This is a genomic window from Chromohalobacter sarecensis, assembly GCF_023061135.1.
GTDB classification, from domain to species: Bacteria; Pseudomonadota; Gammaproteobacteria; order Pseudomonadales; family Halomonadaceae; genus Chromohalobacter; species Chromohalobacter sarecensis.
Window position 1 is genome coordinate 239,602 of the sequence record NZ_JAKGAN010000005.1, and the last position, 17,732, is coordinate 257,333.

15 protein-coding genes are annotated in these 17,732 nt (G+C 62.1%); 6 read left to right on the top strand and 9 right to left on the bottom strand.

What is annotated here, in order from left to right; genetic code table 11:
• Positions 1 to 156 precede the first annotated feature (156 nt).
• Both L1071_RS10240 and L1071_RS10245 read right to left on the bottom strand, forming a co-directional pair.
• On the bottom strand, positions 157 to 1,125 hold the full coding sequence (locus L1071_RS10240) for a PDR/VanB family oxidoreductase (protein WP_246974233.1): 969 nt from the start codon (positions 1,123 to 1,125) through the stop codon (positions 157 to 159).
• A 77-nt stretch (positions 1,126 to 1,202) separates the two neighbouring features.
• The gene (locus L1071_RS10245; RefSeq protein ID WP_246898508.1) at positions 1,203 to 2,267 is read right to left on the bottom strand and encodes an aromatic ring-hydroxylating dioxygenase subunit alpha; all 1,065 of its coding nucleotides are present in this window, start codon (positions 2,265 to 2,267) and stop codon (positions 1,203 to 1,205) included.
• 131 nt (positions 2,268 to 2,398) lie between these two features.
• Here L1071_RS10245 and L1071_RS10250 point away from each other — a divergent pair, with 131 nt between their 5' ends.
• Positions 2,399 to 3,115: a GntR family transcriptional regulator gene (locus L1071_RS10250; RefSeq protein WP_246974235.1), complete on the top strand. Its 717-nt coding sequence runs from the start codon at positions 2,399 to 2,401 to the stop codon at positions 3,113 to 3,115.
• Positions 3,116 to 3,143: 28 nt separating this feature from the next.
• On the opposite strand, the gene L1071_RS10255 is transcribed toward L1071_RS10250, so the two are convergent.
• On the bottom strand, positions 3,144 to 4,028 hold the full coding sequence (locus tag L1071_RS10255) for a helix-turn-helix domain-containing protein (protein ID WP_246974238.1): 885 nt from the start codon (positions 4,026 to 4,028) through the stop codon (positions 3,144 to 3,146).
• A gap of 167 nt (positions 4,029 to 4,195) precedes the next feature.
• Here L1071_RS10255 and pobA point away from each other — a divergent pair, with 167 nt between their 5' ends.
• From pobA to L1071_RS10270, 3 genes are all read left to right on the top strand, one after another.
• A complete protein-coding gene (gene pobA / locus L1071_RS10260) occupies positions 4,196 to 5,383 on the top strand; it encodes a 4-hydroxybenzoate 3-monooxygenase (RefSeq protein ID WP_246974242.1) in 1,188 nt (395 codons plus the stop codon).
• A 142-nt stretch (positions 5,384 to 5,525) separates the two neighbouring features.
• Complete coding sequence (locus tag L1071_RS10265) at positions 5,526 to 6,998, top strand: aldehyde dehydrogenase family protein (RefSeq protein ID WP_246974245.1); 1,473 nt, start codon at positions 5,526 to 5,528, stop codon at positions 6,996 to 6,998.
• 110 nt (positions 6,999 to 7,108) lie between these two features.
• Positions 7,109 to 8,200, top strand: coding sequence for an NAD(P)-dependent alcohol dehydrogenase (locus tag L1071_RS10270; RefSeq protein WP_246974248.1), 1,092 nt, complete (start codon positions 7,109 to 7,111; stop codon positions 8,198 to 8,200).
• Between the two features lie 175 nt (positions 8,201 to 8,375).
• Here L1071_RS10270 and L1071_RS10275 read toward each other — a convergent pair whose 3' ends face one another.
• Positions 8,376 to 9,476 (bottom strand): NADH:flavin oxidoreductase/NADH oxidase, encoded by a 1,101-nt coding sequence (locus L1071_RS10275; RefSeq protein ID WP_246974251.1) that lies wholly within the window; start codon positions 9,474 to 9,476, stop codon positions 8,376 to 8,378.
• Positions 9,477 to 9,659: 183 nt separating this feature from the next.
• Here L1071_RS10275 and L1071_RS10280 point away from each other — a divergent pair, with 183 nt between their 5' ends.
• Complete coding sequence (locus L1071_RS10280; RefSeq protein WP_246974253.1) at positions 9,660 to 10,430, top strand: MipA/OmpV family protein; 771 nt, start codon at positions 9,660 to 9,662, stop codon at positions 10,428 to 10,430.
• 86 nt (positions 10,431 to 10,516) lie between these two features.
• Here L1071_RS10280 and L1071_RS10285 read toward each other — a convergent pair whose 3' ends face one another.
• From L1071_RS10285 to L1071_RS10305, 5 genes are all read right to left on the bottom strand, one after another.
• Complete coding sequence (locus L1071_RS10285; RefSeq protein ID WP_246974256.1) at positions 10,517 to 11,896, bottom strand: NAD-dependent succinate-semialdehyde dehydrogenase; 1,380 nt, start codon at positions 11,894 to 11,896, stop codon at positions 10,517 to 10,519.
• Between the two features lie 142 nt (positions 11,897 to 12,038).
• Positions 12,039 to 14,030 (bottom strand): transketolase, encoded by a 1,992-nt coding sequence (tkt, locus tag L1071_RS10290; RefSeq protein WP_246974272.1) that lies wholly within the window; start codon positions 14,028 to 14,030, stop codon positions 12,039 to 12,041.
• Between the two features lie 25 nt (positions 14,031 to 14,055).
• Positions 14,056 to 15,012: a transaldolase gene (tal, locus tag L1071_RS10295; protein ID WP_246974279.1), complete on the bottom strand. Its 957-nt coding sequence runs from the start codon at positions 15,010 to 15,012 to the stop codon at positions 14,056 to 14,058.
• A gap of 98 nt (positions 15,013 to 15,110) precedes the next feature.
• Entirely contained in the window at positions 15,111 to 15,764 is a 654-nt protein-coding gene (dhaL, locus tag L1071_RS10300; protein ID WP_246974289.1) for a dihydroxyacetone kinase subunit DhaL, read from the bottom strand.
• Positions 15,765 to 15,792: 28 nt separating this feature from the next.
• Complete coding sequence (locus L1071_RS10305) at positions 15,793 to 16,785, bottom strand: dihydroxyacetone kinase subunit DhaK (RefSeq protein WP_246898568.1); 993 nt, start codon at positions 16,783 to 16,785, stop codon at positions 15,793 to 15,795.
• 375 nt (positions 16,786 to 17,160) lie between these two features.
• On the opposite strand from L1071_RS10305, the gene L1071_RS10310 reads away from it, so the two are divergent.
• Positions 17,161 to 17,655: an RpiB/LacA/LacB family sugar-phosphate isomerase gene (locus L1071_RS10310; protein ID WP_246974292.1), complete on the top strand. Its 495-nt coding sequence runs from the start codon at positions 17,161 to 17,163 to the stop codon at positions 17,653 to 17,655.
• The last annotated feature ends 77 nt before the right edge of the window (positions 17,656 to 17,732 follow it).

Genomic DNA, 17,732 nt, shown 5'->3' on the forward strand with positions numbered 1-17,732 from the left:
CAAGAGGTGATTCTTCAGAAAGAGGTGATGTTCGGTCGGGCGGGGAAGCCAGCGTGAGCCTGAGTATCGCTCAATCATCTGGACTGTCGGTTCAAGATGACGGCGCCCCAAGATCTGCCGTTGGGGCGCCGCAAGCGGTGGGTCGGGTAGGGCGTCTTACAAGTCCAGCACTAACGTCTTGCTCTTGGCGCGGGAGCAGCACGGCGTGAACTGGTCGTTGGCGGCGTGTTCGTCGTCGTCGAGGTAGAGGTCGCGATGATCCGGCTCTCCCTCCAGAACGCGTGTCAGGCAAGTGCCGCAGACGCCCTGTTCGCAGGAGACCATGATCTCGACACCGTTTTCGCTCAGTACCTCATAGACGCTCTTGTCCTTGGGTATCGAGAAGGTCGCGCCGCTGCTGGCGATTTTCACGTCGAAGCTTTCGTCGTCTTCGGAGGTCGTCTCCACACCACTGAAATACTCGGTATGCAATTGTGACGACGGCCAGCCCTGCGCCTTGCAGGTCGACATGACGTGATCGATGAAGCCGCTGGGGCCACAGACATAAATATGTGTCTCATCGTCCGGCTCACCGGCGACGGTTGCGACATCCAGCTTGCCGGCCTCGGGCGCATCGTCGTAATAAAAATGCACGTGATCGGCGTAAGCGGATTGCTCGAGTCGGTCGACGAAGGCCATGCGTTCGCGCGAGCGTGAGCAATAATGCATATCGAACTGTGCCTGAGTGTGTGACAGGCGCTCTGCCATGCACAGGATAGGCGTGACACCGATGCCGCCGGCGAACAGAACCGAACGCTTGGCAGGTTCGAGAGGGAAGTGGTTCTTGGGTGCGCTGATCTGCAGGAGATCGCCTTCCTCGATCTCATCGTGCATGGCGACCGAGCCGCCGCGAGAGCTGGGTTCGCGCAATACGCCGATGAAGTAGCGATCGCGCTCCTCGGGGTGGCCGCACAGCGAATATTGGCGAATCACGCCTTCCTTGACGCGCACATCGACATGCGCGCCGGCACTGAAAGCAGGCAACGGGCGCCCGTGAGGGTCGGCCAACTCGTAGCTGACGATGTCCTCGGCTTCCAGGTGCTTTTGAGAGACTCTGACGAACAGAGACAGCGTACTATCGTTCATGGGATGACCTACTGCCGGGTAAACGGCGAACCGGGAAAGGACCGGCGCGCGCCGATCCTTTCGTTATGCAAGATCCATCAACTGGCGGTGGCGGCCTGCTGTTGCGGCTGCGCGTTCTCTGCTTCTGCCTTGAGGATTCGGTCGATGACGCGACGTGCCTGGACGCCGCCACCGTCGATGTTGAGCATCAGCAAGCGCCGTTCCGGATAACGGAGCAGATTGCGTTGTTGGGATTCGAGCATCTCCAGGTCTTCGGAGAAGATCTGCCCCTGGCCTTCGCGGATCTTTTCGGTCAGGGCCTCGTCCTGCGGATTGAAGTTGCGCGCCATGCCCCAGAAGTACCAGATCGAGGTCTCGGTTTCCGGCGTGATGAAGTCGACCACGATGCTCGACGCCTTGGCATCGGCCGGAGCGTCGTAGCCACCCTTGCCGGCGTGCGCGACACCCACTTCGATCAGAATGTGGCTGGGGGGCGTGAAGCGGCAGATCTGCCAGCGATCCACGGGCACGTCGTCGGCGAGGTTGTTGCCACGCAGCGCGGATTGCCAGAACGGCGGTGCGGTGATGTTTTCCATGTGACGAATGGTCAGCACTTCATCGCCGTTGACCTTGGTTTCCGGCGCGGATTCTTCGATTTCGGGCTGGCCGATGCTGGAGGCATGCACGTAGGTCTCATGGGTCAGGTCCATGAGATTGTCGATCATCAGTCGATAATCGCAGTTGATGTGGTAAAGGCCGCCGCCATAGGCCCACTCAGGGTCGTTGGCCCAATGCAGCTCGGGGATCTGGTCGGGGTCGGCTTGCTCGGCATCGCCGGGCCAGACCCAGATAAAGCCATGCCGCTCGACGACGGGATAGGCATGAATGCTGGGGAAGCCTCGCACACGTTGTCCGGGCATGCTGGAGCATTTGCCTTCGCAGCCCATCTCCAGGCCGTGGTAACCGCATACCAGTTGACCGTCACGCACGAAGCCCAGGGACAACGGGGCGCCACGGTGAGGACAGAAGTCTTCCACGGCGGCGATTTGGCCACCTTCAGCGCGGAAGAAGACGATTTGTTCGTTGCAGATAGTGCGGCCCAGCGGCTTGTCTTCGACTTCATCCGGCATGCAGGCCACGTACCAAGTATTCTTGGGGAACATGGTAATCTCTCTCCTCATTATGGGTAGGGAATTGTTATTCTTTGGATCCAAAGTAAAGGTTTTTGGCCTACCTTCCGTCAAGTTATCCTTTAGTTGGATCCAAAGAGCGAGCCATCGATAGGAGCGCGTAGATGCCGGAAAAATCGGAAAAAAATGGTCGCCTTAATGTCATCGCCAGTCTGCGCAAGCTCATCAGCGAAGGGGTCTACGCCCCTGGCGAACGCCTCAAGGAGCTGCATGTCGCCGAGCGGCTTCAGGTCTCGCGCATGCCGGTGCGCCTGGCCTTTCGTACGCTCGAGCAAGAGGGGCTGCTGCAGAAGACCGGGACGCGCGGCTATGTGGTGCGCCAATTCTCGGAAGAAGACGTGCTCTGTGCGGTGGAAGTGCGCGGTGCCCTCGAGGGTTTGGCGGCGCGGCGCCTGGCGGAGCAGGGCGTGACCGAGGAGGTCGGCGCGCAGCTGCGGGACTGCTTGTCGCGGGGCGAGGCGTTGCTGGAAAAAGGGCATCTGGTCAAGGCGGATATCGAGGTCTGGGCGACACTCAATCAGGAATTTCACCGTGCCATCGTCGGCGCGACCGGCAGCCGCGTCATCCACGATGCGATTGCCCGTAACGACCATCTGCCCTTCGCCTCGGCCGACTCGATCGTCATCGACGATGCGGCACTGGACCGGGAGTACGGAAAACTGCGCATGGCGCACGCTCAACATCAGTTGGTATTTCAGGCCTTGTCGCGCGGTGAAGGGGCGCGGGCCGAGATGCTGATGCGCGAGCATGCCTATATCGGACTGCGTTACGGCACACTCTTCGGTTTGGGGGAGGTGGGGCGCACGTCGGAGACGACATGACGTTTTTGGATCCAAAGCGCTGGTGAGGCTATGGCTGACGTTGGCGGAATTCCTTCGGTGAGCAGGCGACGTGGCGTTTGAAAAAGCGCGTGAAATAGGCCGGTTCCTTGAAGCCCAGCCTTTCAGCGACCTGACCGATGGTCATGTTGGTGTAGGTCAGGTGACGCTTCGCCTCGAGAAGCACCCGCTCGTGCAGCAATTGCTGGGCGCTGCGCCCCGCCAGCCGTTGGCAGACCGCGCTGAGGTGCGCGCTGCTGATGCCTAGATGCTCGGCGAGTTCGGGAATGCTGGGCTGCTGGTGGTAGTGCGCTTCGATGAGCTGTTGAAAGCGGGCGAGGTGTGCCTCGCCGCGTTCATGATGACGCGAACGGCGGGCCTGGCGACGCGTGGCACGCCGTGAGGCAAGAACCAGCAAACTGTTGAGCAAGGCCTCGAGCAAGGCATCGCGCCCTTCGGCCGGCTGGCGGTACTCGGCATCGAGCTGGGCAACGAGCGTGGCGATGGGGGCGCGTTCGGCCTGTTCGGCCAATGGATAAAACCCCGCACGCGCCAGCACCTGGCCCTGGGGATGCAACGTATCGGCGATATGGGTCGCCAGCGGCATCGCCAGGGTGATGATGTGGCCATCGACATCGTGCGAGAAGCGAAACGCATGCACCGTCATCGCGGGGACGACGATCAGCAGTGGCCCCTGGACGCGCTGCACATCGTCATCGAAGGTCAAGCGGACTTCACCATGGGCAATATGCAGGACATGCACCAGGTCGGCATGGCGGTGCGGACGTATATGCCAGTCATGCAGACGGCTGCGTTCGGCGATGGATTCACAGTGCAGCAGGTCCGGCGTCGGCCATTGATGCGTTTCGCCATAGAGTTGAAAGACCGGGATGGCACCTTGTTGCCGTGTCGTCATGCCCTTTTTCCTGTTCGACGAAGGTCGATACTTCGACCAAAGTTACGTACTGATCTTGGGAAAGTATAAATTCATCCGGGGATTTTGTCTTATTCGTGGCTTTTTATCGGTGAAAAATGCAACTCGATGACTGAGCAACGCTCAGCGCCGAATAAGAGGAGATCACCATGAAAACCCAAGTCGCGATCATCGGTGCCGGGCCGTCGGGGCTGCTGTTGGGGCAATTGCTGCAGCGCGCGGGAATCGACAACGTCATCCTCGAGCGGCGCAGCGGCGAATACGTCTTGAGCCGCATTCGTGCCGGTGTGCTCGAGCAGGGCATGGTCGATCTGCTGCGCGAAGCCGGTGTCGACCGCCGCATGGACAAAGAAGGCTTGCCGCACGATGGCGTCGAGCTAGCCTTCGACAATCGCCGGGTACGTGTCGACCTGGCGGCGCATACCGGCGGCAAGCAGGTTATGGTCTACGGTCAGACCGAAGTGACGCGTGACCTGATGGAAGCGCGCGAGGCCGAGGGCGGTCAGACCCTCTATGAAGTGGATAACGTGCAGCCCCACGATCTCGATAGTGACGCCCCCTACGTAACCTTCGAGCAGAGCGGCGAAACGCGGCGGCTAGATTGTGACTATATCGCGGGCTGCGACGGATTCCACGGTGTCTCGCGCCAGTCGATACCCGCCGAACGACTGAAGACGTTCGAGCGCGTCTATCCGTTTGGCTGGCTGGGGTTGCTCTCTGACACGCCGCCGGTCTCCGACGAGTTGATCTATGCCCGCCACGAGCGGGGATTCGCTCTATGCAGCATGCGCTCCCAGACACGTAGCCGCTATTACGTGCAGGTACCGCTGGAAGAAAAGGTCGAGGACTGGTCGGACGAACGCTTCTGGGACGAACTCCGGCGTCGTCTCCCCGAGGACGTTGCCGCCAACCTGGTGACGGGGCCCTCTCTGGAAAAGAGCATCGCGCCGTTGCGCAGCTTCGTGGTCGAGCCCATGCAATACGGCCGCCTGTTCCTGGTCGGCGATGCCGCGCATATCGTGCCGCCGACGGGCGCCAAGGGACTCAACCTGGCGGCCAGCGACGTCAATACGCTGTACCGGCTGATGCTCAAGGTGTATCGCGAAGGCCGTACCGACCTGGTGCCGCGTTACTCCCAGACCTGCCTCAAGCGTGTCTGGAAGGCCGAACGTTTCTCGTGGTGGATGACCTCGATCCTCCACAAGTTCTCCGAGGAAGAGGATTTCGGCGCCCGTATGCAGCAAGCCGAATTGGACTATGTCACCGGCTCCGAGGCAGGTCTGACCACCATCGCCGAGAACTACGTGGGGTTGCCCTACGAACCGCTGGAGGACTAGGCGGGTATGGCGGCGCAATCATCACGTATCGAGGCCATTGGGTATTACTATTAGTCTGCGTATTAAATACCCGGCTAGTCTCGCATGACAGCGACGCGACCCAGCGAGGTTGCGTCTTCGTACGTCGATTGAGGTGAGAGACATGACACAAGCACCGTTGTTTGCCGGCCAGGATACCCAGCCGATCGCGGGAAAATGGCGGCAAGGCCGCGCCGAGCGTCGTCTGAGCGTGACCAATCCGTATTCCGGGGAGACATTGCTCGAGTTGGCCATGGCCGATCGGCAGGACCTGGACGATGCTTACCGCCAAGCCCAGGTGGCCCAGGCCGAATGGGCGGCGATGGGGCCCAACGCCCGCGGCGATGTCATGCGCCGTGCGGTGACGATTTTCGATGAGCGCCGTGACGAGATCATCGACTGGATCATCCGTGAATCCGGCAGTACCCGCATCAAGGCGCAGATCGAATGGGGCGCGGCGCGGGCGATCACTCAGGAAGCGGCCAGCATGCCGACGCGGGCGCATGGGCGTATTCTGCCCTCGGACATCCCCGGCAAGGAAAGCCGTGTCTATCGGGCGCCGTTGGGCGTGGTGGGCGTCATCAGCCCCTGGAACTTTCCGCTCAACCTGAGCGCGCGCTCGGTCTCGCCGGCGTTGGCGTTAGGTAACGCGGTGGTCATCAAGCCGGCGAGCGACACGCCCATTACCGGGGGACTGCTGTTGGCGCGCATCTTTGAAGAAGCCGGGCTGCCGGCAGGGGTGTTGAGCGTCCTCGTCGGTGCCGGTTCCGAGATCGGTGACGCCTTCGTTGAACATCCCGTGCCATCGTTGATCACCTTCACTGGGTCGACGCCGGTGGGCCTCAACATCGGGCGCTTGGCCAGCGGCGGCAAGCATCTCAAGCATGTCGCGCTGGAGCTGGGCGGTAACAGCCCTTTCGTGGTGCTGGCGGATGCCGATGTCGAGCAGGCGGTCGATGCGGCGGTGATGGGCAAGTTCCTGCACCAGGGGCAGATCTGCATGGCGATCAACCGCATCATCGTCGAGGCACCGCTGCTGGAGGCGTTCACGGCGCGCTTCGTCGAACGCGTCAAGGCGCTGCGCTACGGTGATCCCGCCGATGCCGAGACCGCCGTGGGACCGATCATCAATGCCAAGCAGTTGGATGGACTCCAGACCAAGATCGCCAAGGCACAGGCCGAAGGGGCCAAGCTGCTGACCGGCGGCGAGGCACAAGGCAACGTGCTTCCCCCGCATGTGTTCGGCGATGTCACGGCAGACATGGAAATCGCCGAGGAAGAAATCTTCGGGCCGTTGGTGGGCATTCAGTCAGCGCGCGATGAAGCGCATGCGCTGGAACTGGCCAATCGCACCGAGTTTGGCCTCTCCAGCGCGGTCTTTACCCAGAATCTGGAGCGCGGCGTGCGCTTTGCGCAGAACATCAAGGCGGGCATGACCCACGTCAACGATATTCCTGTGAACGACGAACCGCATGCGCCGTTCGGCGGTGAAAAGAACTCCGGCCTAGGCCGCTTCAACGGTGACTGGGCGATCGATGAATTCACCACCGAACACTGGATCACGCTACAGCACGAGCCGCGCCAGTATCCGTTCTAGTTTGCATGCGGTAATGACGATACCACCGGGCCGTATCGTGGCCTGGTGATCATGCGCCTCCACCACAGGATGGCGAGGGGCATTCACCGAACTGTTGTGGGGAACCTTCCATGCAAATCAAAGCGGCCGTTACCCGAGGCAAGGGCGAACCTTTCTCTGTGGAAACCTTGGCATTGACCGAGCCGGGAGCCAATGAGCTGCGCTTGCGGATCGTGGCCACGGGTGTATGCCACACGGATGCCGTGGCGCGCGAGATGGGGCTGACGCCATTCCCTGTGGTGCTAGGCCACGAGGGTGCGGGCATCGTCGAGGCCGTGGGCAGCGAAGTCACGGCGTTTGCGCCGGGGGATCATGTCGTCCTGTCTTTCGCCCATTGCGGTGGATGCGAGCACTGTCTGACCGGGTATCCGAGTGCTTGTATGCGCATGAATGAATTGAACTTCGGTGGTCGTGCCGAGAATGGGGCTTGCTATCTGCACCATGGGGACGAAGAGGTCTCCACCTTCTTTGGGCAGTCGTCGTTCGGTTCTCACGCGGTGGTTCATGAGCGCAACGCGGTCAAGGTGGATGCCGACCTCGATCTGGGCTTACTAGCCCCATTGGGCTGTGGTATCCAGACGGGGAGCGGCACGGTCTTCAACCGCCTCAAACCAGCGTTTGGCAGCAGCCTGGTGGTCTACGGCTGCGGCGCGGTTGGGCTGAGCGCCATCATGGCGGCGCGTATCGCCGGTTGTTCACGGATCATCGCCGTCGACGTACACGATAACCGCTTGGCCCTCGCCAAGGAGTTAGGGGCCACGCACGTTTTCAACGGCAGCCAGGTGGACGTAGTGGAAGAGATTCGCGCCGTGACCGGCGCGGGCGCGCACTACGCTGTCGAAACGACCGGCGTGCCGCAGGTCGTGCGTCAGGGGCTGCATGCGTTGCGTCCCCTGGGGCAGCTGGCCATCGTGGGTGTGACGCCGGAAGTCACGTTGGATGTTCACAATGACCTGATGGCGGAAGGTAAGACCATGACGGGCGTTATCGAGGGAGATTCGGTGCCCAAGGTGTTTATCCCCCAGCTCATCGAATACTACCGCCAGGGGCAATTTCCCTTCGATAAGCTCATTACGTTTTATGAGTTCGATGCATTGGAAGACGCGTTTTCGGATTCCAAGTCCGGCAAGGCCATCAAGCCTGTGGTGCGGATGAATTCATAGATTCATACGCGTCTTGGAAAAGCTGGATCACGCTACAGCACGAGCCGCGCCAGTATCCGTTCTAGTTTGTGATGTGGTAACGGTGAGGTATTGAGGTCGAGCTTGAAAACAAGCGGCCCGCTTCGTTGCAACGGGGCGGGCCGCCTCAACACGCCTACGGCGCGTAAATGTCGCGTTAACCGAATAGCTGCTTGAGCGTATGCGGCTGGCTACGCAGATACTGCTTCGGGGCGTGGACGCTGGCGCCGAGCTGGGCGGCGGCGTGCCACGGCCAGCGCGGGTCATAGAGCATGCCGCGGGCCAGGGCGACAGCGTCCGCCTCACCGCTGAACACGATGCCTTCGGCCTGTTCCGGCTCGGTGATCAGTCCCACCGCGATCACCGACATGGCGACCTCCTGCTTCATGCGACGAGCGAACGGCACCTGATAGTTGGGGCCGACATCGAGCGTTTGGCGCGGATCGAGACCGCCGCCGGAGCAGTCGATGAAGCTGCAGCCACGGGCGTCGAGTGCCTTGGCCAATTCGACGCTCTGCTCCAGATCCCAGCCGCCTTCGACCCAGTCGCTTCCGGAGATGCGGATACCCACTGGCTTGTCGTCCGGGAACACCTCACGCACGGCATCGAAGATCTCCAGCACGATTCGCATGCGGTTTTCCAGACTACCGCCGTACTTGTCGTCGCGCTGATTCGAAAGCAGCGACAAGAATTCATGCAATAGATAGCCATGTGCCGCGTGCAGTTCGATTAGCTCGAAACCGAGACGCTCGGCGCGCTGGGCCGAGGCGACGAAGTTCGCCTTGAGCTGTTCGATATCAGCAAGGCTCATCGCCTGTGGCGGACGCTGCCCGTCCTGATACGCGATGGCGGAAGGCGCCACGGTCTGCCAGCCGCCTTCTTCGAGGCTGAGCTGCGCGCCGCCCTCCCAGGGCGCCTGGCAGGACGCCTTGCGACCCGCGTGACCCAACTGGATGCCGACCGGCATCGGCGAATGGGCACGAATCGACTCGAGTACACGCGCCATTGCCTGCTCGTTATCGTCCGAATAAAGCCCCACATCGCCGGAGGTGATGCGTCCTTCCGGCGCGACGGCGGAGGCCTCGACGATCAACAGCCCTGCGCCGGAGAGCGCCAGATTACCGAGATGGATGGTGTGCCAGTCGGTCATGCTGCCGTTAGCGTCGGCGGAGTATTGGCACATCGGTGAAATGACGATGCGATTGGCCAGTTCGAGCTCGCCGAGCGTGAGCGGCGTAAACAGCTTGGGGGATGCCATAAAAACGTTCCTGAAGCGAATGATGGCAAGAATGTAGCTTGCTAACAATTATTTGGCAATAGCGGACTGGCATAGCACAGATACCTTCGATATTGTATGTAAAGACTTAGGCGAGTACGCATTCGCAGTGATTCACGCGACTATACTCGATGGTTATGCAATGGAATTCAGGGAGTCGGCACTATGCAGGCAAGATATCGATACGCAGCGCTGGCCGTTGGGCTGCCGCTGATGGCAGTGGCGGTGCCCAGTCAGGCACAGGAAAGCGGCTGGCAGGGGAGCCTGGGCACGGGGGCGATTTACTCTCCCGATTATCTGGGGAGCGACGATTATGAAACCTCCGTGTGGCCGTCTGTCGACCTGGCCTATGGCGATAGCGTGTATATCAACGCGCGTGATGGTGTGGGGTGGAACGTCATCAATCGGGATGGCTGGAAGGTGTCGCCGTTTCTCGGTTATACCCTCGGGCGCGATGACGAAGACGATCTGCATCGTCTGGATAAGGTCGATGGCGGCGTCACGGCCGGGCTGCGAGCCGAGTATACCGAGGGCCATTGGTTATACAGCGCGGCGGTGGAAGCCCCCGTCAGTGGGGACGTGGACGGCTATCACGCCAAGGCCAAGGCGCATTGGCGTTCACGCTTGACCCAGCGGCTGTCTGTCTCGCTGGGGCCAAGCGTTGCTTATGGGAGCGAGTCCTGGGCCGAGGATATGTTCGGCATCTCCTCGCGGGAAAGCCAACGTTCGGGGCTGGATGCCTATTCGCCGAGCGAGGGGTATTTCAAGGTCGGCGCCGATGCCAGTCTGAGCTATTACCTCACGCGAACATGGTCCGTCACAGGAATGGTGGGTGTGTCACGCCTGACCGGCGATGCCAAGGACAGCCCCATCGTCGACGATATCGGCGATGCGACCCAGGCTTATGCAGGCGGTTTCGTCAACTACAACTTCTAGTTACGGAACATAAAGGTGCCCAACAACGAAGCGCCCCCGCCCAATCATTGGGCGGGGGCGCTTACGTTGGGGCGTTGACGGCTCGCTTACTTAGCGATATAGACCGTGCGCACGTTGAGGAAGGCGCCAAAGCCGTATTCGCTCTGCTCGCGGCCGTAGCCACTTTCCTTGACGCCGCCGAAGGGCAGTTCGGCGAAGGGCGTGGTGGGCCGGTTGACGAAGCTCATGCCGACTTCGAGTCGGCGTGCGACTTGCTCGGCGCGTTTTACGTCCTGGCCGACCACGGTGCCGCCCAGTCCATAGCGGCAGTTGTTGGCCAGCTCGATGGCGTGCTCGGCGTCGTCGGCGACGATGACCGAGGCCACCGGGCCGAACAGTTCCTCGTCGAAGGCCGGGTTGCCGGGCGCCACGTTGGTCAGCACGGTCGGCGCGTACCAGGCGCCGGGACGGTCGAGAATCTCACCGCCGGTTTCGAGCTGCGCCCCGCCCTTGATCGCGCGCTGTACTTGGTCGTGTATATCGTCACGCAGATCCTTGCGCGACATGGGGCCGACCTCGGTGTCGCCGTCCATGGGGTCGCCGATGCTCATCTTCTGAACACGGTCGATGAGGCGCTCGGTAAAGCGCTCCAGCATCGGGCGTTCGACGATCAGGCGCTTGGACGCGGCGCAGCTTTGCCCGGTATTGTCGAAGCGGCCATTCACGGCCAGTTCCACTGCCTTGTCGACATCGGCGTCGTCGAGCACGATCAGCGGGTCGATGCCGCCAAGTTCGAGCACGCTGGGCTTGATGGCGTCGCCGGCGATCTTGGCCACGGCGCGACCGGCTTCCTCGCTGCCGGTCAGCGTGACGCCGCAGACGAGCGGATCGTGAACGATGCCCTCGACCTTGTCGGAGCCGACTGGCAGCCAGGTGAAGGTGCCTTCCTTGAAGCCGGCGTCATGAAACAGCTTGGTGATGTATTTGGCACAGCCCGGCACGTTGGAAGCGTGCTTGAGCAGGCAGACGTTGCCACCCGCCAGGTTGGGCGCGGCGAAACGCACCACTTGATAAAGCGGATAGTTCCACGGCATCACGCCGAGCACGGCGCCCATCGGGTCGTGGACGATCTCGGCCTTCTGCGCGCCTTCTACCTGGCGTGACTGAGGCTCGAGCAGGGATTCCAGGTTGTCGGCGTAGAAGCGCACGATGGCCGAGGAAATCTGTGTCTCGGCAATCCCCTGGTGGAATGGCTTGCCCATTTCATGGGCGATGATCTCAGCCATTTCGCGTTGGTGCTGGTCGATCAAATCGGCCAGTGCCGTTAGCCGGCGGCTGCGGTCGGCCAGCGGCAGGTGACGGAATTCGGCATAGCCTTCGCGGGCTTGGTCGAGCTTTTCGGCCAACTGGTCATCGTCGAGCATCTCGTGCTCGCCGAGCACTTGATCATTGGCGGGATTGACGGCGGTGAGGGTCTTGCGGCTCATATCATCCTCCTTAACGGGATCGTCGGTGACGAATCTTCCCGAGGCAGCCATCCTGCGTGCCTCACTACTTGTTTTGGCGATGCTGAAGGAGAGAATCAAGGGGGGCGGCGACATGACCTTGGCGGTCATGTCGCCAAGTGGGTCAGTCGAGCAAGGCGCGGGCCGTGTCGACCACGTTCTCGACGGTGAAGCCGAAGTGGCGGAACAAGTCCTCGGCCTTGCCCGATTCCCCGTAGCCGGTCATGCCGATCACGCTGCCGCGAGGGCCGACGTACTTGCGCCAGTAGTCGGGATGCGAGGCTTCGATGGCGAGGCGACGTGTCACTGTGGGTGGAAGCACCGTCTCCTGGTAATCGGCGTCTTGGGCATCGAAGGCGCTGGCGCAGGGCATCGAGACGACGCGGACCTGCCGCCCCTGGGCGTTGAGCCGGGTGGCGGCCTCCATGGCCAGGCCCACTTCCGAACCGGTGGCGATGAGAATCAGCTCGGGCGAGGCGTCGCTGTCGTAGAGCACATAACCGCCGCGTTCGATAGCCGCGAGCTGCGCGACATCGCGTGCTTGCCCGGGGAGCCCCTGGCGCGAGAAGACCAGGGCCGTGGGGCCGTCCTGGCGCTTGAGCGCCGCCAGCCAGGCCATGCTGGTTTCGGTGGCATCGCAAGGGCGCCACGTTGCCAAGTTGGGCGTGATGCGTAGCGCATTGAGCTGTTCGATGGGCTGGTGCGTAGGGCCGTCTTCGCCCAGGCCGATGGAGTCGTGGGTGTAGACGAAGATCACCTGGCGCCGCGCGATGGCGGCCATGCGCACGGCGTTGTGCATGTACTCCATGAAGGTGAGGAATGTCGCCCCGTAGGGAATGAAGCCGCCGTGCATGCTGATGCCGTTCATGATGGCGCCCATGGCGAACTCACGGACACCGTAATGCAGGTAGTTGCCCTCGGGAGACTGCGCGGAGAGTACGCGTGCTCCCTCCCAGAACGTCAGGTTCGACGGCGCGAGATCGGCACTGCCGCCGAGTAGTTCCGGCAGCTTGGGCCCCAGACGATTGAGCACGCCCAGCGAGGCCTTGCGCGAGGCGAGCGTGTCGCAGGCTTGCTGGGCCTCTTCGATCAGGGCGCTGCCGCCCAGATCGCCGGGTAGCTCGCCACGCCAGCGGCGCTCGAGTTCTTCGGCGAGCTCGGGATAGGCCTCGGCGTAGCGCGCGAAGCGTTGGCGCCACTCGGCCTCGGCTTGCTGGCCGGCTGTGTCGGCGTTCCACCCTGCGTAGATGTCGGCGGGCACGTGAAACGGCGGATGCGACCAGTCGAGGCGCTGGCGCGCGGCGGCGACTTCATCCTCGCCCAGGGCGGCGCCATGACAGGCGCCGGTGCCCTGTTTGTTGGGCGCGCCGAAGCCGATGACCGTCTTGCAGATGATCAAGGTCGGGCGCTGAGCGTGTTGCGTGGCAGCGGTGATGGCGTCTTCGATGGCGGCGGGGTCGTGCCCGTCGACGTCGGCGATGACCTGCCAGCCGTAGGCCTCGAAGCGCTTGGCGGTGTCGTCGGTGAACCATCCCGCGACCTCGCCGTCGATGGAGATGCCGTTATCGTCGTAGATGACGGTCAGCTTACCGAGGCCCTGGGTACCTGCCAGCGAGCAGGCTTCGTGGCTGATGCCTTCCATCAGGCAGCCGTCGCCGACGAAGCACCAAGTGCGATGGTCGACGATGTCATGTCCTGGGCGATTGTATTGCGCGGCCAGGGTACGTTCGGCCAGCGCCAGGCCCACGGCGTTGGCGAGCCCCTGACCCAACGGGCCGGTGGTGGTCTCGACCCCGGGTGTATAGCCGAGCTCGGGATGCCCGGGCGTGCGCGAATGGAGCTGGCGGAATTGCTTGATGTCGTCGATGGCCAGATCGTAACCGCTGAGATGCAACAGCGAATACAACAGCATCGAGCCATGCCCGTTGGAGAGCACGAAACGGTCGCGGTCGGGCCAGGTCGGGTTGCCGGGGTTGTGCTTTAGATGGTCGTTCCATAGCACTTCGGCGATATCGGCCATGCCCATCGGCGCGCCGGGGTGGCCGGAATTGGCGGCCTGCACGGCATCCATCGAAAGGGCGCGAATGGCGTTGGCCAGCGTGAAGCGAGAGGGCATGGGGGTCTCCTCCATGAGCGGTGAATCAGTTAGCGAGCCGGTCGGCGATCAAGTCCTCGAGGCAGGCCTGATCGTCGGCGAAGCGCCGGATGCCTTCGGCCAGTTTATCGATGGCCATGGGATCTTGATTGTGCTGCCAGCGGAAGGCGCTTTCCCCGAGGGGCTTGGCGGGTTGTGCCTCGGGGTGCGTGAAGCGCACCTTGGGCTCGACATTACCTTCGCGCGCCTCGAGCGTTTCCAGCAATGCAGGGGAGATCGTCAGCCGATGACAGCCGGCGAGGGCGAGGACTTGCTCCGGCGTACGGAAGCTGGCCCCCATGACGACGGTGTCGTAGCCGCCCTGGTCGGCACGCTCGCAGACCTGGCGCACGAAGCGCACCCCGGGATCGTCCTCGGGGCCGAATGTCTGCTCGGTCTCTTTCTGATACCAGTCGGTGACACGCCCCACGAAGGGCGAAATCAGAAACACCCCTGCATCGAAGCAGGCCTGCGCCTGGGCGTCGCTGAACAAAAGCGTCAGGTTGCACTGGATGCCTTCGCGCTCGAGTACCTCGGCGGCGCGGATGCCCTCCCAGGTCGAGGCGAGCTTGATCAAGATACGCTCGCGGCCGATACCCAGTGCCTCGTAACGCGCCACCAACTCATGGGCCTTGCGGATACTGGCCTGGGTATCGAACGAGAGTTTGGCGGCGACCTCGGTGGAGACGCGTCCCGGAATAAGCTGGGCGACCTCGCTGCCGATGCCGACCGAGAGTCGGTCGACAATACGCGCCAGCCGGTCGGCGTCATGCGCCTTCTCGGTACGCTCCTCCGCCAGGATCCGCTCGATCAGCGGCTGATAGCCGGGTAGCTCGAATGCCTTGAGGATCAAGGAAGGATTGGTGGTGGCATCGACGGGCCGATAACGTTCGATGGCGACTGGGTCTCCGGTGTCGGCGACCACTTGCGACAGCGCTTTGAGTGAGTCGAGTTGTGAAACCATGGTGTGCTCCGCCGCGGTATGCGGGCGTGAAGGCCCATGACGTGCCAGGCAGCGTCGGGGGCGAGGAAGTGGAAGGAAAAGTGGGTGGCCGCCAGTGCTCAGGCGGCGGCTTTTTCCAGGCGGTGTTCGGTGCTATCGGCCAAGCGGCTCAGCAGCAGGCAGCACGATACCGCGCCGGCATCCAGATGACCGCACGAGCGTTCGCCGAGGCGTGCCGCGCGCCCGATCTTGGCTTCCAGGTCGAACGTCGAATCGCGACCGTATTGGGCGCCATTGCGTAACGCCTGCAGTGCGTGGGGAAAGTCGTCTCCGCCCTCGACGGCGTCGCGGTAACGTTCAATGGCCGGCACCAGGGTATCGAGTAGGCACTTGTCGCCGACCTTGGCATCGCTGATCTGCTCGAGCGCTTCGCGGCCGTCGGCGAGCATGTCGCCGAAATCCTTGGCGTCGAGAACGGTCTTGTCCTTGACTGACTTGGCCATGCCCATGAAGAGGCTGCCGTAAAGCGGCCCCATCGAGCCGCCGATCGAGCCCATCAAGGTCGTGGCAAGCGTGCCCAGCGCCTTGGAAAGCGACAGCGATTGGCCGGCGATAGACTCCCCGCAAAGCCGAAAGCCCTTGGCCATGTTGATGCCGTGATCGCCGTCGCCGATCGCGCCATCGACGTCACTCAGATATTGGCGGTTGTCGACGATGACCTCGACCAACTCCTCAAGAATGTCCCTGCCGTGAGTCGCATCCAGAACTTGCATGGTGAATCTCCCGTGATAGCGGTTCCGATCAGCACTGCGTGATGGCCAGCGAGCGTGCCGGGGCGTCCAGCAATGGTTTGAGCTCGTCGTCGAGCTTCATCAGCGTGAGCGTGGCGCCCATCATCTCCAGCGAGGTGAAGTAATTGCCGATGTCCGTACGGTGCACGCGGATGTTGGCGTCTTCGAGCCGCTCGGCGATGTGTGCGTAGAGGATATTGAGCTCCATCACCGGCGTGGCGCCAAGCCCGGAGATCAACACCGCCACCTCGCTGCCGGCGAAGTCCTGATCGGCGAGCACGGGGTCGCACATGGCCGTGGCGATGGCCTCGGCACTGGTCAGCGGCGCGACTTCGATCCCCGGTTCGCCGTGGTGGCCGATGCCGAGTTCCATGTGCCCGGGCTCGATCGAAAAGTTGGGTTTACCGTTGGCGGGGATGGTGCAGCTGCTCAGCCCGATGCCGATACTCGAACACGCATCGACGGCCTTCTGCGCCAGTCGAATGACCTCGTCGAGACTGTCGCCACGGGCCGCCGCCGCGCCGCCGATTTTCCACATCATCACCTCGCCGGCCACGCCGCGCCGCTTGTCGCGCTCCGACGCCGGTGCCGAGGCCACGTCGTCGCGTGCAATCACCGTCTTGACCTCGATGTCTTCCAGCTCGGCCATTTGCTTGGCCATCTTCACGTTCATGTTGTCGCCCGCGTAGTTGCCGTACAGGCAGGCGACGCCCTGCCCATGGGGCGCGGCACGGAAGGCTTCGAGGAATGCATCGGCGGTGGGTGATGAAAATATCTCGCCGATGGCCACCGCATCGCACATCCCGGCCCCGATATAGCCCAGGAAGGCGGGTTCGTGGCCGGAACCGCCACCGGTCACGACCCCCACCTTGTCGCTCGGGCTGCTCGGGTACTTGAGGACGCGCGAGTGGTCGGTGGCGGCAAACAAGCTCGGCGAGGCGCGCAAGTAACCTTTGATGGCGTCGTCCACGACGTTGTCGGGGTCATTGATGATGCGTTGCATGGCATATTCCTCTTGTTCGTTGTGGCCGACGGTGAGGCGTGGCGATCCGCTACCTGGGCGGCGGATTATATAATGATCTTTCGCTGATCAGATGTTTAGGCTTGGGGGCCAAGGCTGTCAAGGCGTGGGCGGTGTCGGTGCCTGAGACTTTGGTCGTGAATAAGGGGTGTGAAATCGCTATTTAAATTTAAATAATTGAATTAATGGATTTTTTATTTCTTCATCGGGAAATTGGATAACAGGACGGCGCAAGGTTTGATCTTACTTTTCGTGATTGAGAATTTTACAAATGTTCGGTTAGTGATATTTTGAACATAGCGCGAACGGTAATAGCATGCCGATCGCAAGGGGAGGAATCATCACGGGAGACGACACATGTCAGACTCAAGAGGCCGCGCGCCGGAAAAGCGCATTGCAGTGGGCGGCGATGAAGCCGCGTTCGAGCTCAAGGTCTTGCTGATCGAGCACATTCGCGCTCTGGGGTATGAGCCTGTCGATTACGGCACCTATAACGCAGAGCCGGTACTGTATCCCGATGTGGCGGTCAAGGTTGCGCGCGCCATCGACTCGGGAGAGGTCGCGCGGGGAGTGCTGGTCTGTGGGACCGGCATCGGCGTGGCGATGTCGGCCAACAAGGTACGTGGTATTCGTGCCGCGCAGGCGCATGACACCTATTCGGCTGCCAAGGCGCGCTCGAGCAACGATGCGCAAATCGTGACGCTCGGCGCCCGTGTGGTCGGCCCGGAGCTGGCCAAGGCCGTCGTCACGACCTTTCTGGAAACCGAGTTTGGCGGTGGCGGCTCGCGCGCCAAAATCGCGCGCATCGCGGAATATGAAAGAGAGGCTTTTCGCGACCCCCCGAGCGTCTGATCGACGAGAGTACGCATGTTCGCTGTGGTACCTTGTGCGCATCGTCCGAAATGGCCCGGAAGCGGATCGTATGAGGC